Source organism: Saccharothrix hoggarensis (assembly GCF_052936025.1).
The window spans coordinates 1903541-1928517 of record NZ_CP193624.1 but is presented as its reverse complement, the minus strand read 5'-3'; the positions used below and the strand labels follow the sequence as shown (position 1 = coordinate 1928517).

At 72.0% G+C, this 24977-nt stretch carries 28 protein-coding genes and 1 tRNA gene; 10 read left to right on the top strand and 19 right to left on the bottom strand.

Features of this window, described 5'->3' with window-relative positions:
• The first annotated feature begins 78 nt into the window (after window positions 1-78).
• Complete coding sequence (locus ACRAKH_RS09410; protein WP_380728395.1) at window positions 79-567, top strand: hypothetical protein; 489 nt, start codon at window positions 79-81, stop codon at window positions 565-567.
• Between the two features lie 143 nt (window positions 568-710).
• On the opposite strand, the gene ACRAKH_RS09405 is transcribed toward ACRAKH_RS09410, so the two are convergent.
• From ACRAKH_RS09405 to ACRAKH_RS09375, 7 genes are all read right to left on the bottom strand, one after another.
• Window positions 711-784, bottom strand: a tRNA-Pro gene (locus tag ACRAKH_RS09405).
• Between the two features lie 177 nt (window positions 785-961).
• The gene (locus ACRAKH_RS09400; RefSeq protein ID WP_380728393.1) at window positions 962-2104 is read right to left on the bottom strand and encodes a sensor histidine kinase; all 1143 of its coding nucleotides are present in this window, start codon (window positions 2102-2104) and stop codon (window positions 962-964) included.
• Window positions 2098-2754, bottom strand: coding sequence for a response regulator (locus ACRAKH_RS09395; protein ID WP_380728391.1), 657 nt, complete (start codon window positions 2752-2754; stop codon window positions 2098-2100). Before ACRAKH_RS09395 ends, ACRAKH_RS09400 begins: the two co-directional genes overlap by 7 nt.
• A 21-nt stretch (window positions 2755-2775) precedes the next feature.
• Window positions 2776-4182 (bottom strand): ribosome biogenesis GTPase Der, encoded by a 1407-nt coding sequence (der, locus tag ACRAKH_RS09390; RefSeq protein WP_380728389.1) that lies wholly within the window; start codon window positions 4180-4182, stop codon window positions 2776-2778.
• Window positions 4179-4823, bottom strand: coding sequence for a lysophospholipid acyltransferase family protein (locus tag ACRAKH_RS09385; protein ID WP_447009742.1), 645 nt, complete (start codon window positions 4821-4823; stop codon window positions 4179-4181). The genes der and ACRAKH_RS09385 overlap by 4 nt, the downstream gene beginning before the upstream one ends.
• Entirely contained in the window at window positions 4820-5548 is a 729-nt protein-coding gene (gene cmk, locus ACRAKH_RS09380) for a (d)CMP kinase (RefSeq protein WP_380723686.1), read from the bottom strand. Before cmk ends, ACRAKH_RS09385 begins: the two co-directional genes overlap by 4 nt.
• 688 nt (window positions 5549-6236) lie before the next feature.
• The gene (locus ACRAKH_RS09375) at window positions 6237-7337 is read right to left on the bottom strand and encodes a DUF1015 family protein (protein ID WP_380723687.1); all 1101 of its coding nucleotides are present in this window, start codon (window positions 7335-7337) and stop codon (window positions 6237-6239) included.
• A gap of 21 nt (window positions 7338-7358) precedes the next feature.
• Here ACRAKH_RS09375 and ACRAKH_RS09370 point away from each other — a divergent pair, with 21 nt between their 5' ends.
• From ACRAKH_RS09370 to ACRAKH_RS09345, 6 genes are all read left to right on the top strand, one after another.
• Complete coding sequence (locus ACRAKH_RS09370) at window positions 7359-7841, top strand: cation:proton antiporter regulatory subunit (RefSeq protein ID WP_380723688.1); 483 nt, start codon at window positions 7359-7361, stop codon at window positions 7839-7841.
• Between the two features lie 5 nt (window positions 7842-7846).
• On the top strand, window positions 7847-9031 hold the full coding sequence (locus ACRAKH_RS09365) for a cation:proton antiporter (RefSeq protein ID WP_380723689.1): 1185 nt from the start codon (window positions 7847-7849) through the stop codon (window positions 9029-9031).
• Between the two features lie 141 nt (window positions 9032-9172).
• A complete protein-coding gene (locus ACRAKH_RS09360; RefSeq protein WP_380723690.1) occupies window positions 9173-10378 on the top strand; it encodes a S8 family serine peptidase in 1206 nt (401 codons plus the stop codon).
• A gap of 17 nt (window positions 10379-10395) precedes the next feature.
• Complete coding sequence (locus tag ACRAKH_RS09355) at window positions 10396-10623, top strand: hypothetical protein (protein ID WP_380723691.1); 228 nt, start codon at window positions 10396-10398, stop codon at window positions 10621-10623.
• A 116-nt stretch (window positions 10624-10739) separates the two neighbouring features.
• Window positions 10740-11663, top strand: a complete 924-nt coding sequence (locus ACRAKH_RS09350; protein ID WP_380723692.1) for a mechanosensitive ion channel family protein — start codon at window positions 10740-10742, stop codon at window positions 11661-11663.
• A gap of 148 nt (window positions 11664-11811) precedes the next feature.
• Window positions 11812-12522 (top strand): RibD family protein, encoded by a 711-nt coding sequence (locus tag ACRAKH_RS09345; RefSeq protein ID WP_380723693.1) that lies wholly within the window; start codon window positions 11812-11814, stop codon window positions 12520-12522.
• On the opposite strand, the gene ACRAKH_RS09340 is transcribed toward ACRAKH_RS09345, so the two are convergent.
• Window positions 12519-12833, bottom strand: coding sequence for a DUF6401 family natural product biosynthesis protein (locus tag ACRAKH_RS09340; protein ID WP_447009741.1), 315 nt, complete (start codon window positions 12831-12833; stop codon window positions 12519-12521). The two genes, ACRAKH_RS09345 and ACRAKH_RS09340, sit on opposite strands and share 4 nt — an antisense overlap.
• Window positions 12834-12982: 149 nt before the next feature.
• Between ACRAKH_RS09340 and ACRAKH_RS09335 the strand changes: the two genes are divergently transcribed.
• Window positions 12983-13396 carry a DUF6319 family protein gene (locus ACRAKH_RS09335; RefSeq protein WP_380723695.1) on the top strand — a complete coding sequence of 138 codons (414 nt, stop codon included), beginning with the start codon at window positions 12983-12985 and terminating at the stop codon, window positions 13394-13396.
• Between the two features lie 70 nt (window positions 13397-13466).
• On the opposite strand, the gene ACRAKH_RS09330 is transcribed toward ACRAKH_RS09335, so the two are convergent.
• Together ACRAKH_RS09330 and ACRAKH_RS09325 are read right to left on the bottom strand one after the other, a co-directional pair.
• Complete coding sequence (locus ACRAKH_RS09330; protein WP_380723696.1) at window positions 13467-14420, bottom strand: quinone oxidoreductase family protein; 954 nt, start codon at window positions 14418-14420, stop codon at window positions 13467-13469.
• Window positions 14421-14425: 5 nt separating this feature from the next.
• Window positions 14426-15367, bottom strand: coding sequence for an SDR family oxidoreductase (locus ACRAKH_RS09325; RefSeq protein ID WP_380723697.1), 942 nt, complete (start codon window positions 15365-15367; stop codon window positions 14426-14428).
• Window positions 15368-15472: 105 nt separating this feature from the next.
• Between ACRAKH_RS09325 and fabG the strand changes: the two genes are divergently transcribed.
• Together fabG and ACRAKH_RS09315 are read left to right on the top strand one after the other, a co-directional pair.
• Entirely contained in the window at window positions 15473-16234 is a 762-nt protein-coding gene (fabG, locus tag ACRAKH_RS09320) for a 3-oxoacyl-ACP reductase FabG (RefSeq protein WP_380723698.1), read from the top strand.
• A 2-nt stretch (window positions 16235-16236) separates the two neighbouring features.
• Window positions 16237-16689 (top strand): MaoC family dehydratase, encoded by a 453-nt coding sequence (locus ACRAKH_RS09315; RefSeq protein ID WP_380723699.1) that lies wholly within the window; start codon window positions 16237-16239, stop codon window positions 16687-16689.
• A 46-nt stretch (window positions 16690-16735) separates the two neighbouring features.
• On the opposite strand, the gene ACRAKH_RS09310 is transcribed toward ACRAKH_RS09315, so the two are convergent.
• The 9 genes from ACRAKH_RS09310 to ACRAKH_RS09270 form a co-directional block, all read right to left on the bottom strand.
• Window positions 16736-17236, bottom strand: coding sequence for a hypothetical protein (locus ACRAKH_RS09310; protein WP_380723700.1), 501 nt, complete (start codon window positions 17234-17236; stop codon window positions 16736-16738).
• Between the two features lie 99 nt (window positions 17237-17335).
• Window positions 17336-17899: a DinB family protein gene (locus tag ACRAKH_RS09305; RefSeq protein ID WP_380723701.1), complete on the bottom strand. Its 564-nt coding sequence runs from the start codon at window positions 17897-17899 to the stop codon at window positions 17336-17338.
• A gap of 236 nt (window positions 17900-18135) precedes the next feature.
• Window positions 18136-18501: a hypothetical protein gene (locus tag ACRAKH_RS09300; RefSeq protein WP_380723702.1), complete on the bottom strand. Its 366-nt coding sequence runs from the start codon at window positions 18499-18501 to the stop codon at window positions 18136-18138.
• 374 nt (window positions 18502-18875) lie between these two features.
• On the bottom strand, window positions 18876-19454 hold the full coding sequence (locus ACRAKH_RS09295; RefSeq protein WP_380723703.1) for a TetR/AcrR family transcriptional regulator: 579 nt from the start codon (window positions 19452-19454) through the stop codon (window positions 18876-18878).
• 22 nt (window positions 19455-19476) lie between these two features.
• Complete coding sequence (locus tag ACRAKH_RS09290; RefSeq protein WP_380723704.1) at window positions 19477-20232, bottom strand: hypothetical protein; 756 nt, start codon at window positions 20230-20232, stop codon at window positions 19477-19479.
• Window positions 20219-21694: a substrate-binding domain-containing protein gene (locus ACRAKH_RS09285; RefSeq protein WP_380723705.1), complete on the bottom strand. Its 1476-nt coding sequence runs from the start codon at window positions 21692-21694 to the stop codon at window positions 20219-20221. The genes ACRAKH_RS09290 and ACRAKH_RS09285 overlap by 14 nt, the downstream gene beginning before the upstream one ends.
• Complete coding sequence (locus ACRAKH_RS09280; protein ID WP_380723706.1) at window positions 21691-22887, bottom strand: hypothetical protein; 1197 nt, start codon at window positions 22885-22887, stop codon at window positions 21691-21693. Before ACRAKH_RS09280 ends, ACRAKH_RS09285 begins: the two co-directional genes overlap by 4 nt.
• Before the next feature lie 124 nt (window positions 22888-23011).
• Window positions 23012-23773 carry an SDR family NAD(P)-dependent oxidoreductase gene (locus tag ACRAKH_RS09275; protein ID WP_380723707.1) on the bottom strand — a complete coding sequence of 254 codons (762 nt, stop codon included), beginning with the start codon at window positions 23771-23773 and terminating at the stop codon, window positions 23012-23014.
• Complete coding sequence (locus ACRAKH_RS09270) at window positions 23774-24976, bottom strand: acetyl-CoA C-acetyltransferase (RefSeq protein ID WP_380723708.1); 1203 nt, start codon at window positions 24974-24976, stop codon at window positions 23774-23776.
• Window position 24977 lies beyond the last annotated feature (1 nt).

Here is a 24977-nt window from a genome sequence, read left to right as displayed (position 1 = left end):
GGCTTCGCCGTGAGGTGTCGAGCTGTCCAACGGCACGACCGGCAAGTATGCCGGTGCTCATGCAGCTAGCCTCTAGACATGCTCTATCTACTTCTTCCGAACCTAACGATGCAGTGGTCGGACATACCAGCGACCAGCACCATCAAGCTTGCGCGCGAAAATGGCGCAGACCTGAGCCGACTGCCGTGGCAGCCATCGGAGCGTCCTGTAACCACGACAGTCATACGCTGGGCTATGCGGCACGGCGTGCCCTGCTCGACGGGCTTGATCCTCCACGCAGGGGACTTCTCTGTCATCACTCACCCTGAGGAGATTCGCCAGACCCATGCAGATGCTAAGCGAAGCCGTGAAGAGTTCGCTGCATCGCCAGCCGGTCAGTTGACCGAACACCTGACGCCAGGTTCGGCCGAGCAGGGTCGACAGCTTGAGGCCAAGGTTGACGAGAGCACCGCGAAGGCACTGGAGAAGGCCGACCGGAAGCTTCAAGAGTCGCTGGCCGTGAAGCCTGACGAGAGGGTTGTCGCTCACTGGAGAGCACTGGGCGGCATCGTACCCACGCCCGCCTGACTGCCATCTACAGGCCGTAGTCACCCAGTTAGTCACTCACCGCCGTGTGAGACGACAGCAAGATCAAAGAGAAGATCCGCAGTCGGAAGCAAAAGAGCCCGCTGACCAGGTGTTATACCTGAATCAGCGGGCTCTTTCGGCCGTCGGGACGACAGGATTTGAACCTGCGACCCCTTGACCCCCAGTCAAGTGCGCTACCAAACTGCGCCACGTCCCGGCCGCATCCCGTTGTGGGGTGCGCGCATAGCTTAGCGCACCCACAACGGGCCCCCGACGCGACCCCCCGCTACCGTCGACCCTGTGGTCTACCTGGGGAAATGACAGAGGCCCGCGGGTGGCGGGCCTCTGTGTTCCCCTCGGTCTCGCCGTTCCCCCCGGATCGACGCCCCACCCACTATGCGTTCGCCGCGTCCCGTGCACTACCGCCGAAAGTCGAGTCATCCCCGTCAACTTTCGACGGACCCGTCGGTAGCTTGGCCTCGACGGCGAAGCTGCCGTCCGCACGGGCGTGGGTGGTCAGGGTTCCGCCTATCAGGGTCACTCGTTCGCGCAGGCCGTGGAGGCCGTGGCCGCCTGAGGTCGACGGGTCTGCGGTCGCCGGCGGGGCGGAGGGGGACGGGAGGGTGGGGCGGCCGTTGACGATCGAGACGTGCAGGTGATCGTCCTGTGTCGACAGTCGCACGTGGACCGCCGCACCCGGCGCGTGCTTGGTCACGTTGGTCAGCGCTTCCTGGATCACCCGGTAGGCCGCTCGGCCCGCGGACGGCGGCTGGGACGGGCTGGTGCGGTCCTCGTAGCGGACGGTCAGGCCGGCGGCCTTCGCGCGTTCGACGAGGGACGGGATGCCTTCGTAGCCGGGCGTCGGCTCGGTGTTGAGGAGGCCGAGGGCGGCACGCATCTCGGCCAGCGCCTCCTTCGCCAACGCACGCAGGCGCAGCGCGGTGTCGCGGGTCTTGGGGTCGTCGGTGGTCGCGGCGAGGGCCGCCGACTCGACGGCGATGAGGGTCGCGTGGTGGCCGACGGCGTCGTGGATCTCGCGCGCGATCCGGGCCCGTTCGGACGCCCTGGCGCCGTCCTCGCGCGCCGACAGCTCGGCGGTCCGGGCGCGGGACGCTTCGGCGAGGCTCGCGGTCAGCTCGCGCCGGGTGGTGATCAGGGCGCCGAGGGCGGCGGGCGCGCCGGCCATGAAGAGGCTGAACGTGAACGTCAGGAGCGCGGCGCTGGGGCCCATGGACTGGCTGACCACGATGAACGTCGACGGCACGACCGCCGCCACGGCGACCCAGGCGGTGGTGACGGGCGCCGACGACTTGCGGCCCAGGCGGTACATGGCGACGACGGTGGGCGGCCAGCCCAGGCCGCCGACGAGGCCGGGCAGGCAGACGAGCGCCGCCAGCCACGGTCGCCAGCGGCGGAGGGGCAGGAGTGCGCAGGCCACCAGGGCGGTGGGGATCGACCACGGGAACTGGACGTAGTCGGCCATCAGCACCATCGCGGCGGGCACCGTGACGGCCAGCAGTTCCAGCAGGATCACCACGTGCCCACCTGGTGGGCGACGAGGGCGGCCTGCACGCGGTTCTCCACGCCGAGCTTGGTGAGCACGGTGGAGACGTAGCTCTTGACGGTGGCCTCGCTGAGGCCGAGCGCCGCGGCGATGGCGCTGTTCGGCCTGCCGCTCGCGAGCAGGTCGAGGACCTGGCGTTCGCGCGCGCTCAGGCCGCCGAGCTGCGGGTTCTCCCGCAGGCGGGTGGTGCGCAGCTTGGGCAGCAGGCGGGCGGTGATCCGCGGGTCGAGGACCGCTCCGCCTGCGGCGAGGTCGAGGACGGCCCGGACCAGCGCGTCCGGCTCGGCGTCCTTGAGCAGGAAGCCCTGCGCGCCGAGTTCGAGGGCCGTGGCCACGTACTCGTCCAGGTCGAACGTGGTCAGCACGGCCACCGCGGGCCGGTCCGGCCACGCGAGCATCGCCTTCAACGCCGCCAGGCCGTCCATGCCGGGCATCTGCACGTCGACCAGCGCCACGTCGGGCCGGAACCGGCGCACGACGTCGAGCAGGCCGCCGCCGTCGGCGGCTTCCGCCACGACCTCGACCTGCCCGTCCGCTTCGAGCAGCACCCTCAGCCCTCGGCGGAGCAGCGCTTCGTCGTCAGCGAGGACCAATCGCACCGGCACGACGCCAGGCAACAGCATTCCGCCTGCCGGAGCAACCGATCACTTCTTCTGCCGCTTCTCCCTCACCCGGACGGAGATCCGGACCGGGCTGCCCTGGAAGCCGAACTCCTCCCGCAGCCTGCGCTCGATGAACCGCCGGTACCCGGCCTCCAGGAAACCGGTCGTGAACAGCACGAACGTCGGCGGACGGGTGCTCGCCTGGGTCGCGAACAGCACCTTCGGCTGCTTGCCGGACCGCACCGGCGGCGGGGTGGCCGCGATGAGGTCGTTCAGCCACGAGTTCAGCTGACCGGTCGAGATGCGCGTGTCCCACGACTTCAACGCCGTGCGCAGCGCGGGCGCGAGCTTGCGCACCGCGCGACCCGTCAGCGCCGAGATGTTGACGCGCTCGGCCCACGGCACCCGGACCAGGCCCCGCTCCAGCTCACGCACCATGGCGGTGCGCCGGTCCTCGTCCACGAGGTCCCACTTGTTGAACGCCAGCACGCACGCCCGGCCGGACTCCACGACCATCGTCAGCACCCGGAGGTCCTGCTCGCTGATCGGCTCGGACGCGTCCAGCAGCACGATCGCGACCTCGGCGGACTCGATCGCGGCCTTGGTGCGCAGCGACGCGTAGTACTCGGCGCCGGACGCGAAGTTGACCCGCTTGCGCAGGCCGGCGGTGTCGACGAACCGCCACAGCTCGTCGTCCAGCTCGACCAGCGAGTCGACCGGGTCGACCGTGGTGCCCGCGACGTCGTGCACGACCGACCGGTTCTCGCCGGTCAGCCGGTTGAGCAGGGACGACTTGCCGACGTTCGGCCGGCCGACCAGCGCGACTCGGCGGGGGCCGCCGCGGACCGCCTCGAACGTCTCGCGCGGCGTCTCCGGCAGGGCCTTGAGGATCGCGTCGAGCATGTCGCCGGAGCCGCGGCCGTGCAGACCGGACACCGGGATCGGCTCGCCGAGCCCCAGCGACCACAGCGACGCCACCTCGGCGACGAGCCGCTCGTCGTCGACCTTGTTCGCCACCAGCAGCACGGGCCGCTTGGACCGGCGCAGCAGCTTGACGGCGGCCTCGTCGTTGGTGGTCGCGCCGACGGTCGCGTCGACCACGAACAGGATCGCGTCGGCGGTGGCCATGGCCAGTTCGGCCTGTGCGGCGACGGCGGCCATCATGCCGACCGCGTCGGGCTCCCATCCGCCGGTGTCGACGACGGTGAACTTGCGCCCGTTCCACAGCGCGTCGTACGCGACCCGGTCCCGGGTCACGCCCGGCACGTCCTGCACGACCGCCTCGCGGCGACCGATGATGCGGTTGACCAGCGTCGACTTGCCGACGTTCGGCCGGCCGACGACGGCGAGCACGGGCATCGGGGGCGCGCCGCCCTCCTCGCCCTCCACCGTCTCGTCGAACGCGGTCCAGTCGGACTCGTCCGCCCAGGTGCCGTCCAAGTCCGTCATGGTGCTTCTCCTCGCTGACTGTCTAGCTCGGCCACAAGGGTGGCCAAGCGGTCGCGGACCTGCTCGGTGGCCTTCACGAGCGCCTGGCGACCCTTGTCGCTCGGCAGCTCGAAAGGCTCGCCCACGAGCACGTCCACCACGGGCCGGAACCGCCGTCGGGTTCCGGGCGGGCGTCGGGTGCCGCGGCACGCGACGGGCACGACGACCGCGCCGGCCGACCGGGCGAGCCACGCCGCCCCGGCCTGCGCCTCGGCCACGTCGCCCTCGCCGCGGGTACCCTCGGGGAACACGCCGACCACGCCGCCGGCCCGCAGCACCTTCTGCGCGGCGAGCAGCGGCGCCCGGTCGGGCTCGCCGCGCCGCACGGCCAGCTGGCCGATCTTGCGCAGCCCGGTGCCCACCACGCCCTTGAACATCTCCTGCTTGATCAAGAACACCACACGCCGGGGCAGGAGGCCGAACAGGATCGGCCCGTCCACCATCGAGCTGTGGTTCGCCACGACGACCACGGGTCCTTCGAGCGGCATCCGCGAGGCGCCGTGGACGCGCACGCGGAACGGCAGCCGGAACGGCACGCGCGAGATCCACCGGCCGATGTCGTGCAACCAGGCCGCCGAACCCTCGGGGAGCTGGTCGGTCACCCGCGCACCCGTCCGCTCGGCTGGGCCAGCAGGCCGTGGTCGTCCACCAGGTCCAGCAGCGCGGCGAGCGTGCCGGGGAGGTCCAGCGCCGTCGTGTCGAGCACGACCGCGTCGTCGGCGGCGCGCAGCGGCGACACCGCGCGCGTCGAGTCGTAGGCGTCGCGCCGCTGCACGTCGGCGAGCGTGGCGTCCACCGTGGACTCGCGGCCGGACGCGCTGTCCTGCTTGGCGCGGCGCTGCGCGCGGGCCTCGGCGTCGGCGGTCAGGTAGACCTTCAGCGGCGCGTCGGGCACGACGGCGGTGCCGATGTCGCGGCCCTCGACCACGATCCCGCCCGCTTCCTCCAACGCCGCCGCGATGATCCGCCGCTGCTCGGCGACGAGCCGCTCGCGCACCGCGGGCACGGCCGACACCGGCGACACGGCGAGCGTCACCTCGGGCCCGCGGATCTCGGCGCCGACGTCCTCGCCGTCGAGGTGGGTGGTCGAGTGGTCGGGGTTCGTGCCCTGGACGACCCGCGCCGCGGCGGCCGCTTCCGCGATCCCGGCCTGGTCGGAGAGGTCGACGCCGGCGCGCAGCACGGCCAGCGTCGCGGCCCGGTACATCGCGCCGGTGTCGAGGTAGCGCGCGCCCAGGGTCGCCGCCAGCCGGCGCGCTGCGGAGGACTTGCCGGTGCCGGAGGGCCCGTCGAGGGCCACCACGCCACGCAGCTCACCGTGTCCCACGGGGTTTTCCTCCTCAACGCGACGACGGTCGTCAACCTCCAATTGTGCCTGGTGCGACCCGTCACACCCGCATCAGGTGGCCTAGGCGGCACTGCGAGTGGTGAGCGGTTCCGCCGGACACCGCCGAACCGGCCCCGGTGACGGCTCTGGCGGCCGGGGTTCGCCTTCGCTCGGGGTGCACGCCGGCGCGGGCCGGTCGGCCGCCGGGGGTTCGCGGGGCCGGTCGGCCGCCGGGGATTCGCGCGGGGCCGGTCGGCCGCCGGGGATTCGCGCGGGGCCGGTCGGCCGCCGGGGATTCGCGCTGGGCCGGTCGGCCGCTGGGGGTTCACGCCGGCGAGCCGGTCTGCCACTCGCAGGTCAAGCGTCCCTGTCAGGTGGGTCGTCGTTCCAGCGGTGCACGCGCGAGAGGTCGCCCCGTCACGGATGCGGCGCGTCGATCGGCGGGTTGACGCGCGCGGATCGGGGCGCGGCCGGGTCAGCCGGCGCGGGCCGCGCACCGACGACGTCCCGCAGCGGGCAGCGCCACGCTTCGCAGGGGTCCTCGCCAAGGGGACCCCTGCTTTTATTCTGCCGGCGGGGTACGACAATTTCGGCTCCTCGACCGGCAAAGACAGCCACTCGACCTGAGGTACTCAGGCACGCGCGACCAACGAAATCGGCCAACCGAAACGCACCCCCCGTCGGCGGGTCAGTCGAGATCCGCCAGCAACAGCCCGCTGCGCGGCTTGGGCGTGAAGTACGTGCTCTTGCGCGGCATCCGGCCGCCCGCCGCGTGCACGGCCAGCACATCGCCCAACGGCACGGGAGCGATCAGCAGCACGACGTCCGCCCCGTCCACGGGCGCTTCCCCCGTCACCGGCCGCACGTGAGGGCTCTCCGGGTCGAGCCCGAGCGCCTTGTCCAACAGCACTGCCTCGACGAACGCGTGGTCCAGGCCGGGTGGCAGCGAGACGCACACGGCGGCCTCGCCGGACACCGCGACGACCACCCCCGGCGACGGGCGCGCGGTGGCCGGGGCCGGGGTCACGTCCAGGCCGACCGAGCGCCACGCCGCCGTCAGGTCGGCCAACGTCAGGCCGGTGCCGGCGATGGCGCGGTGGATCGGCCCGATCCGCAGGTCCGGACCCGCCGTGACCAGGGCCAACAGCCCGGACAGGCCGGCGGACGCGGCGACCCGGTGGTTGCCGTCGGCGACCATCAGGGGGTGTTCGCCGGCGGCGGCGAGGAGGGCGTCCTGGCGCTCCCCCGGCCCGACGAGCCACAGCCAGTGCCGCCGCCCGCCCGGGTCGACCACCGAGACCGCCGGCTCGTCGTCGACCTCGGCCACGAGCCGGGTGAGCCGGACGTCCCGCGCCACCGGCACGAGCATCGCGGCGCTGGTCACGCAGCCGAGCCCGGACAGCACGCGGGCGCGCTCGGCGACCACGTCCGGGTACACCTCCTCGGTGTGCCCGACGGCCGCCGGGTCGACCATGCAGAGGAGGCCGTACGCGGTGCCGTCGGGGCCGTCCACGCGGTACGGCGCGACGACGTCCCGCACCTCGCGGTAGGCGGTGCGGCGCAGGTGGGCGAGTTCCGACCGGGCGTGGGGCAGGGCGTCGAGGAGGCTCGCTCCGGCGGCCAGCGCGGCGGGCGTGCGGTGCGGGTGCTGGACGGCGAGCAGCGTGCCGGGACGGGCCCGGGCGAGCGCCGCCACGATCCGCTCGGGTTCGGCGAACTCGTCCACGTCCGGACCGGGCACCCGGTCGCGGACGACCCAGCCCCGGCTGATCGAGCCGACACGTCCCATCAGGCGATTATGATCGGAGACGTGAACGTCGAGGTGACGCCGCTTCCGGGGATCGGCACCCGCCAGGACTTCATGATCCGCGCGGGCCGCCGGATCGGGGTGATAACCCACCGCGACGGCAAGTTCGAGCTGATCGTGTCCCACCTGGACGACCCGGACGGGTGCGCGGCGTCGATAGCGCTGACGGCGGCCGAGGCGAGCACGCTGGCGGGCCTGCTGGGCGCGCCGAACCTGGTCGCGCAGCTCGAGGAGCAGCACCGGGACGTCGAGGGCATCTCGACCAAGCAGTTCCCGGTCGTGCCCGGCTCGCGGTTCGACGGCCGCCCGCTGGCCGAGACGGAGCTGCGGACGCGCACGGGCGCGTCGATCGTGGCCGTCGTGCGGTCCGGCTCGGTGCACCCGTCGCCGCGCCCGGACTTCGTGTTCGCGGGCGGTGACCTGGTGGTCGTCGTCGGCACGGCGGCCGGCCTGGCCGCCGCCGGCGAGCTGCTGGGCGGTGGCTGAGCACCTTGCACAGCACCGCAATCGCACTGGTCCAACTGGGCGCGGTCTTCTTCGGGCTGGGCCTGCTCGGCAAGATGGCGTGGCGGATCGGCATCTCCCCGATCCCGCTGTACCTGATCGGCGGCCTGGCCTTCGGGCAGGGCGGCCTGGTCCCGCTGCACGGCATCGAGGACTTCACGCACATCTCCAGCGAGATCGGCGTCATCCTGCTGCTGCTCCTGCTCGGCCTGGAGTACTCGGCGGCCGAGCTGGTGACGGGGTTGAAGCGGTCGTGGACGGCCGGCCTGGTCGACATCGTGCTGAACGCGACGCCGGGCGTGGTCGCCGCGCTGGTCCTCGGCTGGGGCCCGGTCGGCGCGCTGGCGATGGGCGGCGTCACGTACATCTCGTCGTCGGGGATCATCGCGAAGGTGCTCGGCGACCTGGGCCGGCTGGGCAACCGGGAGACGCCGGTGGTGCTGTCGGTGCTGGTGTTCGAGGACCTGGCGATGGCGGTGTACCTGCCGATCCTGACGGCCGTGCTGGCGGGCGTGAGCTTCGTCGGCGGGTTGACGGCGGTGGGCATCTCGCTGGCCGCGATCACGGTGGTGCTGGTGATCGCGCTGAAGTTCGGCCGGTACGTGTCGGCGCTGGTGGACAGCCCCGACCCGGAGGTCTTCCTGCTGAAGGTGCTGGGCGCGGCGCTGCTGGTGGCGGGCGTGGCGTCGCAGCTGCAGGTGTCGGCGGCGGTCGGGGCGTTCCTGCTGGGGATCGCGATCTCGGGGTCGACGGCGGAGAACGCGACGCGGATGCTGGAGCCGCTGCGCGACCTGTTCGCGGCGATGTTCTTCGTGGTGTTCGGCCTGAACACGGACCCGGCGTCGGTGCCGCCGGTGCTGCTGCCGGCGGTGGCGCTGGCCGTGGTGACGACGTTGACGAAGGTGGCCACCGGGTGGTGGGCGGCGCGGCGGCAGGGCGTCGGGCGGATGGGCCGGGCGCGGGCGGGCGCGGCGCTGGTGGCGCGCGGCGAGTTCTCGATCGTGATCGCGTCCCTGACGGTGGCGTCGGGCGCGGTGGACGGCGAGCTGGCGGCGTTGGCGACGGCGTACGTGTTGCTGATGGCGGTGCTCGGGCCCGTGGCGGCACGCGTGGTGGAGCCGCTGGCGCGGAAGTTCACCCGAAAGCGTGGTGCGGAGCCCACAGCGGTGTGACCTGTATCTCTTCCGTGATCGGGGCCTCCACTAGGGCATACGAACCACGTTTGGGCCAGCGGGTCGACTCTTCCGGCCGATTGAGCGCAAGCGTGATCCGGGGTTAAACCTGACTGCTGTCCCACCCCGAAGGGGGTCGTCATGTCACAACCAACGGGCGCCGAGTCGACGACTGGCCGTTACCTCGTGCTCCTCGAAGACAAGTCCGTCGCGGCCGGTGTGCGGGAGATGAACCGGGTCGCCGGGATCTCCGCCGCGACCACCGCGGACGCCACCACCGCCGAACAGCTCGACACGACCGACGGCGTGATCTTCCAGGACCTGGGCATCGCCGTCGTCAACGCGACACCCGACCAGGTCGCCCAGCTGACGAGAGCCGCCGAGGCGCCGGGCCCGATCGCCGTGGTCGAGGCGGAACGCGTGCTCCAGGCCTACACCGCTCCCCCGGAGACCGGCGCCGACGAGGCCGCCGCGCCCGCCGTGGACGAGTCCGTGTTCACCTGGGGCCTCCAGGCCGTGGGCGCGAACCTGAGCTCGGCCACCGGCAAGGGCGTGCGGGTCGCCGTCCTCGACACCGGTTTCACCGTCGCGCACCCCGACTACGCGGGACGCGTCGTGATCACCCAGTCGTTCATCCAGGGCGAGGCGGTGGACGACGCGCACGGCCACGGCACGCACTGCGTCGGCTCGGCCGCCGGTCCGCGGCAGCCCGCGAGCGGCGGACCCGGTTACGGCGTCGCGCACGAGGCCGAGATCTACGCGGGCAAGGTGCTGTCGAACGCGGGCTTCGGCTCGGACAGCGGCATCCTGGCCGGCATCGAGTGGGCCATCGCCAACGGCTGCGCGGTCGTGTCGATGTCGCTGGGCGCGTCCGTGCAGCCGGGGACGCCGCACTCGCAGATCTTCGAGCAGGCCGCGACCCGCGCGCTGGCCAAGGGGACGCTGATCGTCGCCGCCGCGGGCAACGAGAGCAGGCGGCCGGGCCGGATCAACCCGGTCGGGCACCCGGCGAACTGCCCGTCGATCCTCGCCGTCGGCGCGATCGACGTGCAGCGGGCGATGGGGTTCTTCTCCTGCGGGACGGTGGACCACATCGGCCAGGTCGACCTCGTCGCGCCGGGCGTCGACGTCTACTCCAGCTGGAACAAGGAGGACGGCGGCCTCGGCATGCACAAGCGCATCCAGGGCACGAGCATGGCCACGCCGCACGTCGCGGGCGTCGCCGCGCTCGTCGCGCAGAAGCACGGGGCGCGCGGCTGGGAGCTGTGGGCGAGGTTGTCGCAGTCCGCTCGTCGGCTGGCCTTGCCTTCCACGGATGTGGGTGCAGGATTGGTCCAAGCTCCCTAGGCCCGTTGGAGGCGTCCGTGGACAAGGTCGTGGTCTCGGTCGCCGACGACAGCCTCGCCGAACTGCCGACCGTCGTGTCCGCGTTGCGTGACGCGGGAATGGTGGTGGACGACGTGATGGAGACGTTGGGCGTGGTCACCGGGTCGGTCCCGCCGGGGGTGGGGGACCTGCTCGAAGCCGTGCCCGGCGTCTCCCGCGTCGAGGTCGACCGCACCGTGCGGCGTCCGCCCGTCCCGGAGCCGTGACCAGGCCGGGTGTTTGACGCGGGCACGTCACCCGGTCGGCCGACAAGAGGTTTGAGCCGACCACCTCGGGTAACCGATTCCAGAGACGAACCGGTCGTCCGAGGAGGTCGAAGACCATGAAAGCCCTGCTCGCCGCGCAGACGGTGCAGGCTCAAGGCATCGGTGACGCCGCCGGTGACGCCCTGCGCTCCGTGGTGACCTTCCTGCCCAAGCTCGTCGGATTCCTGGTCGTGCTGCTCATCGGGTGGATCGTCGCCCGGCTGCTGCGCACGGCCGTCAACAAGGTGCTGGAGCGGGTGCACTTCGACCGCGCCGTCCAGCGCGGGGGAATCGGTGACGCGCTGGCGCGCTCGAAGTTCGACGCCTCGGGCCTGGTCGCGCAGATCGTGTACTACGCCGTGCTGCTGATCGCGCTGCAGATCGCGTTCGGGCTGTTCGGGTCGAACCCGGTGAGCAACCTGCTGACCGAGATCGTGGCCTGGCTGCCGAGGGCGATCGTCGCGATCGTCATCATCGTGGTCGCTGCCGCCATCGCGCGTGCCGTGCGCGACATCGCCACCCGTGCGCTCGGCGGCCTGTCGTACGGCGCGACGCTCGGCAAGATCGCGTCGTGGTTCATCATCGGTCTCGGTGTGATCGCGGCGCTGAACCAGATCGGTGTCGCCACCACCGTCACCACGCCGATCCTCATCACCATCCTCGCGACGGTCGGCGGTATCGCGGTCATCGGCGTCGGCGGTGGTCTGATCAAGCCCATGCAGCAGCGCTGGGAGGGCTGGCTGACGAAGGCCGAGAACGAGGCCCCGCAGGCGAAGGCGCAGGCCGAGGCGTACCAGCGCGGCCGTGAGGACGTGCAGCGGACGACCCAGGTCGCCCCGGCCCCCGGTGCGGCTCCGGCCCCCGGCGCCGAGCAGACGATGCGGATGACCGAGACCCCGGCGCACGCGGCGAACATGCCGACCCCGCCGGTGGGTCAGCCGATGGGCCGGCAGCCGATGCCGCCCCGTCCCACCCAGTACCCGCCGGGTGAGCAGCGGTAACGGTCGTCGTCGGAACGAGTAGGAACGCTGAGGCAGGGGTCCCGCACCGGGGCCCCTGCTTTTGTTCTGCCGGCGGCGTCCGACAATGTCGATGTTGTCGGTCACCGCGGAGCGGTGCCTGTGGACAGGTTCGGGTGAGGAGGCGCGGGTGGGTGGGCTCGGCGTCGACGCGCTGGTCGGCCGGGACGAGTGGGAGGCGGTCAACCAGACCGCCGACCGGCCGTTCGTGGTCTACAAGTTCGCCGCCACGCTCGACGGGCGGATCGCGGCGGCTGACGGGACCAGCCAGTGGATCACCGGCGTCGAGAGCCGGGCCGAGGTGCACCGGCTCCGGGCCGCGTGCGACGCCACCGTCGTCGGCTCCGGCACGCAGGTCGCCGACGACCCGCACCTCGCCGTGCGCGGCGACGTCGTGGACCGCCAACCGCTGCGCGTGGTGATCGACAGCAATGCCCGGACGCCCCGGGACGCGAGGGTGTGCGACGACGCCGCGCCGACGCTCATCGTGGTCGCGGAGGACGCCGACGCCCGGCACCTCGACGGCGTGGCCGACGTGATGAGGGCGCCCAGGGGCGCGCGAGGGCTCGACCTGGCGCTCGTGCTGCGAGGGCTGCGCCGACGTGGCGTGCGCGGGCTGTTCCTCGAAGGCGGGCCGACGTTGGCGGGCGGCTTCATCGCCCGCGGGTTCGTCGACCGCGTCGTCAACTACGTCGCGCCGGCGCTGCTCGGCTCCGGCAAGAGCGGGCTGGGGGACGCGGGCATCCGCGGCATGTCCGACATCCTGCGGTTGGAGCTGCTGGACGTCGCCCGGTCCGGCGCGGACGTGCGGCTGGTGAGCAGGCCGGTGCGACGCGCCTAGGCCTCGAGCGCCGGCTCGTCGCGCCTGGCCAGGTGGCAGACGGCCGCGAGTCTCAGCGTCAGCCAGTCCGCGTTCGGCCAGTCCACGATCGCGGGCACCTGCCAGCCCTGCGCCGTCGCCTCGTCCAGCACGCCCTTGGCGTACCCGGCCAGCAGCACCGCGCCGGCCACCGCGCCCGCCACCGCCGCCGCGGGCACGCCGAACGCGAGGATGTCGCGCACCGCCGCGCCGTGCTGGTCGACAGCGGCCAGCACCCCGGGCGCCAGCACGCCAGGCGCCAGCACCGCCGCAATTCCGAGTTCGTCGCTCAACCGGTCCAAGAACCGGCGAGCGGAGAAGTCCCTCCAACCGCTCACAAGCTCGACACCCTACGCTGTGCGGGGCAATCGACCCACCATCGAACACGTGTTCTATGATCACGCCGGGTCGAGCCGGATGCGCAGAGAGGAACAACGAGAACGTGCAGGCGGACACGCTCGTGGAGCAGGAAGAGAAGGTGGACGCCGAGGCGCCCGCCGCACCCGTGCAGCAGGAGGTCGCACCCGTGCCGCAGGAAGAGCCCGAGGTGAAGCCCGCGAAGCGGACGAAGTCGACGGCCAAGAAGACCCGCACGGTCGAGCTGACGCTGACCGTGACCGGCACCGCCGACGGCGAGTGGCAGGCCGACCTGGTGCACGGCACCAAGCGGGTCGTGCAGGGGCTCGTCATCTCGGCCGCGGCCGTGTCGCGGGCGGCCAAGGAGCTGCACGACGACATCGCCGGCGGCATCGACGAGGTCATCGAGGCGGCCCGGACCCAGCACCGCACCCGCATGGAGGAGCTGGAGGCCGAGCTCGCGAAGGTCAAGGCCGCGCTCGCCGAGCTGAGCGAGTGACCGCGGGCTGACCGTGCCGGAACGGGGGCCGCTCGATCGCGGGCGGCCCCCGTTCCGCGTTCCGGGGCGCCTAGCGGGACGGGTCGAGGACGAGCTTGCCGGTGGTGCGGCGGGCCCTCAGGTCCTCGTGCGCCCGGCGCACCTCGCTCAGCCCGTACTCACCGCCCGGCACGGCGCGCAGGTCGCCCGCCAGGACCAGGTCGAACAGCTCGCCCATGGCGCGGTGGACGACGCGGCCGGGCAGCTTGAACGCGTGCGGCAGCCACATGCCCGCGATGGTCGTCGAGTGGACCAGCAGGCGGCCGGGGTCGACCGGGGTGGGCTTCTCGCGGCTCGCCATGCCGTAGAACGCGAGCCGCCCGAACGGCGCGAGCGCGGCGATGCTCTGGTCGGTGACGTCGCCGCCGGTCATGTCGAGCACGATGTCGACCCGCCGCCCGCCGTTGGCCTCGCGCAGCACGTCGGTCATGTTCTCGGCGGTGGAGTCGACGGCGACGTCCGCGCCGAGGTCCAGCGCGAGCGCCCGCTTGTCCTCCGTGCTCGCGGTGGCGATGACGCGGCCCGCGCCCCACTTCTTGGCCAGCTGCACGGCCAGCGACCCGACACCGCCCGCGGCGGCGTGCACGACGACGCTCTCCCCCGGCTCCAGGTGGGCGCTGCGGCGCAGCAGCAGCCACGCGGTCGCGCCCTGCACGACCATGCTCAGCGCGGTCAGGTCGTCGACACCGTCCGGCACGTCGAACGCCGTCGCCTCGGGCACCACGGCCTTCTCCGCGTAGCCGCCGAAGTTCGTCAGGCCGACGACGCGCCGGTCGCCCGCCCGGCCGACGACCTCGCCGCCCGGCACCAGCGGCAGCTCCATCTTCGACAGGTACGAGTTCTCGGCCTGGTGCGTGTCGGCGTAGTTGAGGCCCGCGCGGCTGACGTCGACGAGCAGTTCGCCGGGACCGGCGACGGGGTCGGGCAGCTCGACCTCGTTGAGGACTTCGGGTCCGCCGAACTCGGTGATCTGGATGGCGCGCACGGCTGTCAGTGCTCCTCGGGGGTGGCGGTGGTGTTCGAGTCGGTGGTCTTGTCGCCGGTGGTCTTGACGTCGGCGGTCTCGGGTTCGGCGGTCTTGACGTCGGCGGTCTTGACGTCGGCGGTCTCGGGTTCGGCGGTCTTGGCGTCGGTCGCGATCGGGTCGTGGCCGAGCCGGACGCGTTCGCCGGTGGCGGTGCGCGGTCCGGGCGGGTTGGGGAAGGTGAACGGCGCGCTGGGCCGGCCGGCCTGCACGAACCAGCATTCACCGGGTTGGCCGTCGCGCAACACGGCGACGAACGCGTCGACCACGTCGTCCACGCTCATCACCGGCATGCCGGCGGACTCCAGGGTGGACTTGAAGCCCGTGATGATGGCGGTGTCGGCGAAGGACGGGCACACGGCGTTGACGGTGACGCCGTCCGCGGCGAGCACCGGCCCGAGGCCGCGGACGAGCCCGACGACGGCGGCCTTGTTGGCGCCGTACACGGGGTCCATCGGCATCGCCATGAGGCCGGCCATGCTGGCGGTGGCGACGATGTGCCCGCCGCGCTTCTTCAGCTCGGGCAGCGCCGCGTGCACGCCGTAGACGACGCCGTCGAGGTTGATCCCCATGACGGTGCGGTACCGCTCGGGGTCGAAGTCGTCGCCGAGGGTGAAGCCGGTGGCGATGCCCGCGTTCAGCACCGCGATGTCGAGCCCGCCGAACCGCTCGACGGCCACGGCGACCGCGGCCTCGCTGTGCCGGGGGTCGCGCACGTCGCAGTGCGCGAACACGCCGCCCACCTCGTCGGCCACGGCTTTGCCGCGCTCGTCGTCCACGTCGGCGACGACGACGGACGCGCCGGCGGCGGCCAGGCGGCGCGCCACCCCCGCCCCGATGCCGTTCGCGGCTCCGGTGACCAGTGCGACCTTGCCCGAGAACTCCACCGCGCCTCCTCTGGCTGACATTCCGACCAGTCGGTATGGTTCTCCTGACGCGCTCTGGCGTCAAGGCGACGTCGCCGGTAGGTTACTAAGCGGTTGCTTAGGCCCGCAGATCAAGGAGGATTGACCGTGGCCGAGACGGACGCACGGGTGGCCATCGTCACCGGTGCCGCACGCGGCATCGGCGCCGCTGTTGCCACGCGGCTCGCGCAGGACGGCATGGCCGTCGCGCTGCTCGACCTCGACGAGGACAGCTGCGCCGAGGCCGTGGAGAAGATCAAGGCCTCCGGCGGCACGGCGATCGCGGTGGGTGTCGACGTCAGCGACAGCGCCGCCGTGGACGCGGCCGTGCAGCGCGTCGCCGACGAGCTCGGCGCGCCGACCGTGCTGGTCAACAACGCGGGCATCCTGCGGGACAACCTGCTGTTCAAGATGACCGACGACGACTGGGACGCGGTGATCAACGTCCACCTGCGCGGCTCGTTCCTGATGAGCCGGGCGGTGCAGAAGTTCCAGACCGAGGCCAAGTGGGGCCGGATCGTCAACATGTCGAGCACGTCGGCGCTGGGCAACCGCGGCCAGGCGAACTACGCCGCCGCCAAGGCGGGCCTGCAGGGGTTCACCAAGACGCTGGCGATCGAGCTGGGCAAGTTCAACGTCACCGTGAACGCGATCGCGCCGGGGTTCATCGCGACCGACATGACCGCGGCCACGGCGGCCCGCGTCGGCGTCGACTTCGAGGACTTCAAGAAGGGCGCGGCGGCGATGATCCCGGTCGGGCGCGTCGGCACGCCGGAGGACATCGCGCACACCGCGTCGTTCCTGGTCAGCGAGGGCGCCGGGTTCGTGTCCGGTCAGGTCGTCTACGTCGCCGGCGGACCGAAGGACTGACGATGCGGGTATTCGCGAACCTCGACGAGCTGGCGGCGGCCAAGGGCGAGCACCTCGGCCACGGCTCGTGGCACGAGATCACGCAGGCGGAGATCAACCTGTTCGCCGACGCCACGGGGGACCACCAGTGGATCCACGTCGACCTGGAGAAGGCCGCCGCCGGGCCGTTCGGCGCGCCGGTCGCGCACGGCTACCTGACGCTGTCCCTGATCCCGTTGCTGGTGCGCGACATCTACACGGTGCAGGGCTTGTCCATGGGCGTGAACTACGGGCTGAACAAGGTGCGGTTCCCGAACCCGGTCGTCGTCGGGTCGCGGGTGCGGGCCGGGGCGGAGCTTGCCGAGATCACCGACGTGCAGCAGGGCAAGCAGGCGGTGGTGAAGGTGACGGTCGAGATCGAGGGCAACCCGAAGCCGGCGTGCGTGGCGGAGACCGTCGTCCTGCTGGTGCCCTGACGGGCAGGTGTTCCGGGCCCGACGGCTGCCGTCGGGCCCGGAACGGTCAACGCCGGCTGTCGTTGATGTAGTGCACGCCCTCGTGCGCGAACTCGTAGTCGGCCGTCGTCGCGTAGACGTCGATCGTGTCCTCGATGTACGCGTAGTAGTCCGGGTCCGCTTCGAAGTACAGCACCGGCCACGCCTCGTCCGGCACGACGAGGTCCGGGTGGTGGCAGTCGATGCCGCCCACGGTGTCCTCGCAGGACCAGCGGTCGCCCCAGGACTGGACGTCGAGGGCCTCGGGCACGGAGAGGAACACCGTGACGCCCCGCTCGCGCTCCTCGCCGACGTGGGTCAGGAGCACCTCGAACTGGAACTTCTCCCCGTAGCTGGTCCAGTAGTACTCGGTGCTGCCGGGGAGGCCGGTGAGGGGCGACATCCGGATGTCGATCGGCGCGACCGCGGCGTCATTCGCGACCGGCGCCGTCTCGGTGGCATTCGCGACCGACGCGCCCCCCAGCGCGACCAATCCGGCAATGGCGGTGGACAGCAGTACCTTGAACATTGAAACCCCCGTATTGTGAACTCACTGCCTAAGACGCATCGCCGCCTTGTGGGTTGCACGCGTTCCGCGACGCACCCGACTTATTTTTGCCGGAACAGGTCAGGCCCCGGATTCACGGGCCACTCGTTCCAAGCGGGCGTGGTGGGCCTGCCAGTCAAGGGTGGCGAGGTTGTCGTTGTCCGGGCGCAGGCCGGCCGTGCCGTCGATGAGCTCGCGGACGATGTCGGCGTGCCCGGCGTGGCGGTTGGTCTCGGCGATCATGTGGATCAGGACGAAGTGGAGGGTGACGGCCTCGCGCTCCGGCGGCCACCACGGGACCGTGCCCGGCGAGTCGAGGTCCAGCGCGTCGATCGTCCCGTCCGAGTGCGCGCACGCGCGCCGGTAGAGGTCGACGACGTGCTCACGCGACTCGTCGGCCGTCGCCCACATGTCCGCGTTCGGCTCGGCGTCCTCCGCCAGCCACGCCAGCGGCTCGGGGAACGGGCGGCCGAACGTGTCGCCGAAGTAGCCCGTCTCCACGCCGGCGAGGTGCTTGACCAGGCCCAACAGGTTCGTCCCGGTGGGTGTGAGGGGTCGTCGGACGTCGTACTCCGACAGGCCGTCGAGCTTCCACAGCAACGCCTCGCGGGCGGTGCGCAGGTAGTGGTGCAGGTCCGCCTTCACGACGGTCTCCGTTCACGGGTCGGGACGCGGGATTCACGGCACGCGGGTTCGCGGCGCGCGGCGTGCGGGTCACGGCACGCGGGTTCGCGGCGCGTGGGTCACGACACGCGGGTCACGGCACGCGGGCCGGTGCGTCCGGTGTGGACTTCCGGGCATGGCAAAGCAGGGACCCCCGAGGGGACCCCTGCTTTGATTCTCCCAGACAGCACCGACAATTCCGGGTCCGACGAGGACCGTCAGAGGCTGGTGTCGTTGAAGTAGTTCACGCCTTCGTGCGCGAACTCGAAGTCGGCCGTCGTCGCATACACGTCGATCGTGTCCCGGATGTGGGCCTCCGGGTAGGCCTTGAAGTGCAGCACCGGCCACGCCTCGTCCGGCACGACCAGCTCCGGGTGGTAGCAGTCGATGCCGCCGATGGTGTCCTCACAGGACCAGCCGTCGCCCCACGAGACGACGTCGATCCTCTCCGGCATGGAGAGGAACATGGTGACACCATGCTCGTACTCGTCGCCGATGTGCGTCAGCAGCACGTCGAACTCGAACATGCCGCGGGTCGCCCAGTCGTACTCGGTGCCTCTGATGAGGCCCCCGGCGGGCGTCATCCGGATGTCGATCGGCGCGACCTCCGCCGCAGTCGCGGCCGGCGCACCCCCCAAAGCGACCAATCCCGCGACAGCGGCCGCCAACAATGCCTTGACCATCGAAACCCCCGTTGTGATTGACCCAAGACTCAGGACGCGTGATCGTCGCCGGGGTTGCGCTTTCTCTTCCCCAGGCCGTCGAGATCAGGTGAACGCCCGTGTTACCCGCGAAACAGGCGGCACGGAATTCCACGCGAGCACGACTCGAATCGACCACCGGCGAACGACAGCGATACCGTGAACGTCACAACGTCCGTTGTTCACGACCCAGAGCCCAAGACGCGTGATCGCCGTCCTGGTTGCGCGCGTCCACGAATGGACCAGGCCGACCCGCGCTACGACGAGGTCGGCCGCAGCGAGGCCAGGAACAGGTCGGCGAAGTGGCGGCCCACCTGCTTGGCCGAGAGCGGCCCGTCGGCGCTGTACCACTGGCCCAGGTGGTGGACGGTGCCGAAGAAGTAGTGCACGGTCAGGTCCGCGGGCACGTCGGCCCGGAACACGCCGGCCTCCTGCCCCTCCTCCACCAGCGACCGGAACCGCTCGTGGTACCGCCGGCGCTCGACGCGCATCTCCCGCCGCTTGTCCTCGGCGAGGTGGTCGGCCGAGCGGAAGTAGACGCGGGCCTGGTCGAAGTTGTCGACCGACGTGACGACGACGTCGACCGCCGCCGCGTGCAGCCGCTCGGCGATCGGCGCGGACCCGGACGCGATGGCCTCCAGCCGCTCGGTCTGCATGCGCAGGAGGCTGCCGTAGATCTCGTGCAGCAGGTCGTCCTTGGACCCGAAGTAGTGGTACATGGCGCCCTTGGTGACGCCGGCCAGGTCCACGATCTCCTGCACCGCGACCCGGTCGAAGCCCTTGTCGGCGAACAACCGCGTCGCGGCGTCGATCAGCCGCTCCGGTACCGATGCCATGGGGCAAGCATCGCACGACCGTTCACTGGAACATGGCGATCGGTCGGATGACCAGGTGTCCCGCGTCGGCCTTCCACGACTGCACCTTGCCCAGGCACCGCGCCTGGAAGCCGCCCTCGGGCACGACGTCGTCCCGCAGCCCGGTGTTGTAGCACTCGACGCGCACCTGCGGGCCGCTCTCGGGGTCGTCCGGGTCGCCGAACGGCGCCAGGAACACCGTCGTGCCGTCGCCGTCGGACGCCACCCGGAACACGCCCTTCACCGACACGTACGAGTCGATCCGCCGCAGCCGGACCACGTCGGACGACTCCAGGTGCTGCTCCAGCGCCGTGTTGCGCAGCACCTTCATCTCGCGCAGGTCGACGTGGACGACACCGGACGCGGACTCCAGCGCGTCCAGCAGCACGCCGATCACGGCGATCGGCTCGTAGTTCTCGATGTAGGTCTTCACGACCTCGCGGCCGGACGTGCGCGCGCCCTCCACGCCGAGGTCGAGGCCCTTCAGCGCGATCTTGCCGTCCTTGGTGACGCCGACCCGGTCGACGACCTCCTTGGCCATCGCGTCGCCGTACCGGCCGACCTGGTAGAGGTCCATCACGGACTTCTCGTGCAGGTAGATGGTCAGGCCGGGCACCTCGCGCGGCGGCGCGAACCGGTGCCGGGACCGCCACGCCCACAGCGCCACCCCGGCCGCGACGACGAGCGCCAGCGCGGTCACCAGCCACACGACCGCCCACGGCCACCACACCGACCACCACAGGCCCCTATCGACAGCCACGGATCTCCTTCACCGCCTCCAGCAGCGACCCGGAGGTGGCGTCGACCACCCGCCCGCCGGTCGCGCGTGCCACCCGGTCCAGCTCGACCGGGTCGGCCTCGCCGAACCGGATCGCGTACGTGCGCGCGGGCGGGTCCGGCCACGTGGCCAGGAACCCGTCGGCGCTGATGCCGGCGTTGTTCTCGCCGTCGGTCATGAGCACGACCGTGCCGTCGCCGACGACCCGGTAGGCGTGGTCGAGCGCGGACCAGATGGCGGTGCCGTCGTCGGACAGCTCCGCCGACGCCAGCGCGCCGGCCAGCGCTTCGAGGTCGGCCGGCCCCCGGATCTCGACGGCGCGCTCCTCCAGCACGGTCCCGGCGAACCGCACGAGCACGACGGTCTCCCCCACTCGGAACCGGTCGAACCCGCCGGCGCGGCTGAGCGTCGCGAACGCCTCCCGCAGGCCGGCGATCCGGTCGCCCGCCATCGACGTGGAGTGGTCGAGCACGAACACCACCCGGCCGGGTTCGCCGGCGCGGTCGTAGGCGGCGAGCAGGGCGTCCACGACCTCCTGCCGGCCGGGGAAGTACAGGGCGGTGCCGATCGGCTCGCGCAGCCGCTCGGTGCGCTCGACCTGCGGGTCCACGGGCCGGCGGTGGGTGCGTTCCATGATCGCCCGTTGCGCGGACGGCGAGCGGAGCCACTCCGCGGCCCGGTCGTACGCGGCCCGCTTGTCCGGGTTCAGGAGCATGAGCGGGTAGTCGGAGAGCACGATCCCGTCACGCGGGTAGACGACTTCGAGTGGTTCGCGGAGCTGCCCGGACGCGTTGAGGGACAGCACCGCGGCCTCGTACGCGACGACGGCGTCCACCTCGTCCTGCCGCTTCACGTACTCGTCCACGACCTCCGCCGCGCCGGGCGCGCCGAACGCTCGTCCGGTGAGGAAGCCCTGGAGCTTGTCGCAGGTGACGTCCTCGGGGCGCAGCGCGGCGCCGGTGCCGGCGGCGGCCGTGGCCACGCCGATCAACGCCGCCAGGCCGCTGCCGGACACCCTCGGGTCGGCCATGCCGAACCGCAGCTCCCCCGCGGCCGCACGGCTCGCCACGTCGGCCCAGGACGCGCCGCGCAGCGCCTCCGCCTTGCCCGCCTTCACGCCCACCACCAGCGGCGACAGCATCGTCGTGGTGGACAGCGGCAGGTCGTCGCTCTTCAGCTTCAGGTACCGGTTCGTGGACAGCCAGGCGAGGTCGTGGCCCGTGCCGCCGACCGCCAGCTCCTCGCTGGCCCGGACCGTGCCGCGGTGGTCGAGGCGCAGGTCCACGCCGGTGTCGCGGCGCAGGTCGGCGAGCACGGGTTCGAGGTCCGCCAGCTCGGAGCTCGCCAGCACGGTCAACGTGGTCCGCTCGGGCGGGGCCGACGTGCAGGCGCCGAGCACGGCCGCCGCGGCCAGGAGGACGACGGGGAGGACGGGGGGCCTCATATCGGCACCCGGATCTCCGGGCAGCGGCCGACCTCCCTGATCATCGTCTCCAGGTCCTCCGGCTTGGGCAGGAAGCCCTCGGTGCCGCCCACCGCCGGTTCCGGCAAGCCCCGTTCCCGCAGCAGGTCGGTGAGCGCGGTCGAGTCCTGGTTGTCCAGCCGGAACCCCAGTTCGAGGGCACGTCGGCGCAGGCCGGGATCGCCGCGGACCAGCTCGCCGACCTTCTCGCCCGCCGGGCTGAACGCGATGAGCCACGGCTCGGTGCGGTGGTGCGCGTCGGGGTAGAGCAGGACGCGCTCGGCGTCGTGCGCGCCGGTGCGGGCGACCGTGGCGAACTGGTGCGCCAGGTACTGGTGCTCGTACATGACGCCGACCGGCGCGCTGGTGCGCCCGTCGGGGTAGAAGAACGTGGTGCCGATGCCGGAGCCGTGCAGGCCCTCGATCTCGAACACCGGCTTGATCCGGCGGGCCACGTCGAGGACGGTGTGCTCGGTCGGCGCGGTGGAGCCGTTGGCCGCGAACGCCACCAGGCCGAGCCACGCCGAACCGGAGTACGAGTCGCAGGGGTTCGGGGTCTGCGCGACGATCTGGTTGCGGTTGTCGACGCCGTACTGCTGCCACGTGTCCGTCGGCCCGCCCGGACCGGGCAGGGACAGCTCGTTGACGAAGGCGTCCATCCGGAGGGTGTAGTAGAGCCCGTCCGTGCCCTCCTGGACCACCGCCGCCCCGGCCCTGACCAGCGCGTCCGCGTACTCGCGGAACGCGCCGAGCACGAGCGGGCTGGCGAACGGGTAGAACACCCGGCCGCCGAACCGGTCGCGGATCAGCTCGGCCGCGGCCTGCCCGGACGGCATGACGAAGTCGTACTCGCGGACGCGGTTCTGCTTGTCGCGGGCCAGCTCGCGCGAGCCGCCGGAGTCGGTGACCCGCACGTCGACGCCGTGGGCCATCAGGATGCGGCGGACCTCCGGGTCCTGGAAGTACACCGACTTGGACGCCATCATGGCCCGCACGACGGTGATCTGCCGGAACGGCAGCGCGACCGTGCCGGAGGCGAACAACGCCACGACGCCGAGCACCGCGACGCCCGCCGAGACGCCGAACGGCAGCAGGAACCGCTTGCGGCGGAACACGGACCTGGGCGGGTCCAGGATGGTGAGGCTGGGTTCTTCGGTCGAGTTCTTCGCGACCACGGACTCCCCCGGGCGGACGGCGATCTCCCCTGCGCACCAGGCTAGATCGCCGTGCCGCCGCCGTGGGGCACAACCCGCGAATCCGCCCCCGATGGCCGCACCGGGCCGGTCGGGGCTCGCGGGGTCAGCTCCCGATCGTCACGCCGCCGTCGACGACGATCGTGGTGCCGGTCGTGTAGCCGCCCGCCGCCGAGGCGAGGAACACCACCGCCGCGGCCAGCTCCTCCGGGTCGCCCACCCGGCCGATCGGCAGCTTCGAGATGTGCTGCTCCAGGTAGCCGTCGGGGTACTGGTCGGTCATCTCGGAGGCGAAGTAGCCGGGCGCGACGGCGTTGACCCGGATGCCCTTGCGGCCGGTCCACTGCTGCGCCAGGTCGCGGGTCAGGCCGATCACGCCCGCCTTGGACGCCGAGTACGCGGCCTGCGGCAGGCCGCCGGAGACGAGCCCCAGGACGCTGGACACGTTGATGATCGAGCCGCCGCCGGTCATCACGGCCGCCGCGGCCTGCGCCATCCAGTACGTGCCGTTGAGGTTCACGTCCATGACGCCGAGGAACTGCTCGGGCGTCTCGCGGGACGCGGGCACCGCCGACGCCACGCCCGCGTTGTTCACCAGCACGTGCACCGGGCCGAACTCCGCGGCGGCACGGGCCACCTCGCGGCAGTCGTCCGGCTGCGCGACGTCGGCCCGCACGACCAGCGCGCGCCGCCCGGCGTCCTCGACCAGCCGCGCGGTGTCCTTCAGCTTCTCCACCCGCCGGGCGGCGAGCACGACGTCCGCGCCGGCCTCGGCCAGGGCCTTGGCGAACGCCACGCCGAGGCCGGAGGACGCGCCGGTGACGATCGCGACCTGCCCGTCCAGCCGGAACTTGTCCAGGATTCCCATTCAGCTCAGCCTCTCCAGGATGATCGCCATGCCCTGCCCGCCGCCGACGCACATCGTCTCGAGGCCGAACTGCGCGTCGCGGGCGCGCATCCCGTTGATCAGAGTGGTCATGATGCGGGCGCCGGTCGACCCGAAGGGGTGGCCCAGCGCGATCGCGCCGCCGTGCACGTTCAGCTTGTCCATGTCGATGCCGAGCGCGCGCTGGCTGCCCAGCACCTGCACGGCGAACGCCTCGTTGATCTCGACCAGGTCGATGTCGCCGATGGTGAGGTTCGCGTGCGCGAGCGCCTGCTTGGTGGCGTCGACCGGGCCGAGGCCCATGATCTCCGGCGACAGGCCGGACACGCCGGTGGACACGATGCGCGCCAACGGGGTCAGGCCCAGCTCCTTCGCCCTGACGTCGCTCATGACGACCACGGCCGCCGCGCCGTCGTTGAGGGGGCAGCAGTTGCCGGGCGTCACCGTCCCTTGTGGACGGAACGACGGCTTGAGCGCCGACACGGCGTCGTAGGTGACGCCCTTGCGGGGGCCGTCGTCGGTGGAGACGACCCTGCCGTCCGGCAGGACGACGGGGGTGATCTCGCGCTCGAAGAAGCCGTCCGCGACGGCCTTCTCGGCCAGGTTGTGCGAGCGGACGCCGAATTCGTCCTGGTCGCGGCGGCTGATGCCGAGCAGGGTGGCGACGTTCTCCGCGGTCTGGCCCATGGCGATGTAGTAGTCCGGCAGCTCGCCGTCCTCGCGCGGGTCGTGCCACGGCTCGTTGGTCTCGGCGGTGCGCCGGGTGCGCGCGCGTGCCTCGTCGAACAGCGGGTTGAAGTGCGGGTCGTCGTGCCGGTAGCGGGACACGCACTCCACGCCGGCGCTGATGAACGCGTGGCCCTCGCCCGCCTTGATGGCGTGGAAGGCCATCCGCGCGGTCTGCACCGACGAGGCGCAGAACCGGTTGACCGTGGTGCCGGGCAGGCCGTCCAGGCCCAGCTGCACGGCGATGCGGCGGGCCACGTTCTGGCCGTGCTCGTCCTGCGGTTCGGCGCAACCCAGGTGCAGGTCGGTGATGTCGCCGCGGTCGAGTCCGGGCACCTGGTCGAGCGCGGCGGCGACGACCTGCGTCGCCAGGTCGTCGGGGCGCAGGTCGACCAGGGAGCCCTTGCGGGCCCGGCCGATCGGCGACCGCGAGGTGGCGACGATGACAGCCTCGGGCATG

Bases quoted from the DNA above. Each gene is read 5' to 3' on its own strand.
- ACRAKH_RS09410 (WP_380728395.1), top strand. From the start codon at position 79: ATGCTCTATCTACTTCTTCCGAACCTAACGATGCAGTGGTCGGACATA.
- ACRAKH_RS09395 (WP_380728391.1), bottom strand. From the start codon at position 2,754: ATGCTGTTGCCTGGCGTCGTGCCGGTGCGATTGGTCCTCGCTGACGAC.
- der (WP_380728389.1), bottom strand. From the start codon at position 4,182: ATGACGGACTTGGACGGCACCTGGGCGGACGAGTCCGACTGGACCGCG.
- ACRAKH_RS09375 (WP_380723687.1), bottom strand. From the start codon at position 7,337: ATGGGACGTGTCGGCTCGATCAGCCGGGGCTGGGTCGTCCGCGACCGG.
- ACRAKH_RS09360 (WP_380723690.1), top strand. From the start codon at position 9,173: ATGTCACAACCAACGGGCGCCGAGTCGACGACTGGCCGTTACCTCGTG.
- ACRAKH_RS09350 (WP_380723692.1), top strand. From the start codon at position 10,740: ATGAAAGCCCTGCTCGCCGCGCAGACGGTGCAGGCTCAAGGCATCGGT.
- ACRAKH_RS09325 (WP_380723697.1), bottom strand. From the start codon at position 15,367: ATGTCAGCCAGAGGAGGCGCGGTGGAGTTCTCGGGCAAGGTCGCACTG.
- ACRAKH_RS09315 (WP_380723699.1), top strand. From the start codon at position 16,237: ATGCGGGTATTCGCGAACCTCGACGAGCTGGCGGCGGCCAAGGGCGAG.
- ACRAKH_RS09310 (WP_380723700.1), bottom strand. From the start codon at position 17,236: ATGTTCAAGGTACTGCTGTCCACCGCCATTGCCGGATTGGTCGCGCTG.
- ACRAKH_RS09300 (WP_380723702.1), bottom strand. From the start codon at position 18,501: ATGACGCCCGCCGGGGGCCTCATCAGAGGCACCGAGTACGACTGGGCG.
- ACRAKH_RS09295 (WP_380723703.1), bottom strand. From the start codon at position 19,454: ATGGCATCGGTACCGGAGCGGCTGATCGACGCCGCGACGCGGTTGTTC.
- ACRAKH_RS09285 (WP_380723705.1), bottom strand. From the start codon at position 21,694: ATGAGGCCCCCCGTCCTCCCCGTCGTCCTCCTGGCCGCGGCGGCCGTG.
- ACRAKH_RS09275 (WP_380723707.1), bottom strand. From the start codon at position 23,773: ATGGGAATCCTGGACAAGTTCCGGCTGGACGGGCAGGTCGCGATCGTC.
- ACRAKH_RS09270 (WP_380723708.1), bottom strand. From the start codon at position 24,976: ATGCCCGAGGCTGTCATCGTCGCCACCTCGCGGTCGCCGATCGGCCGG.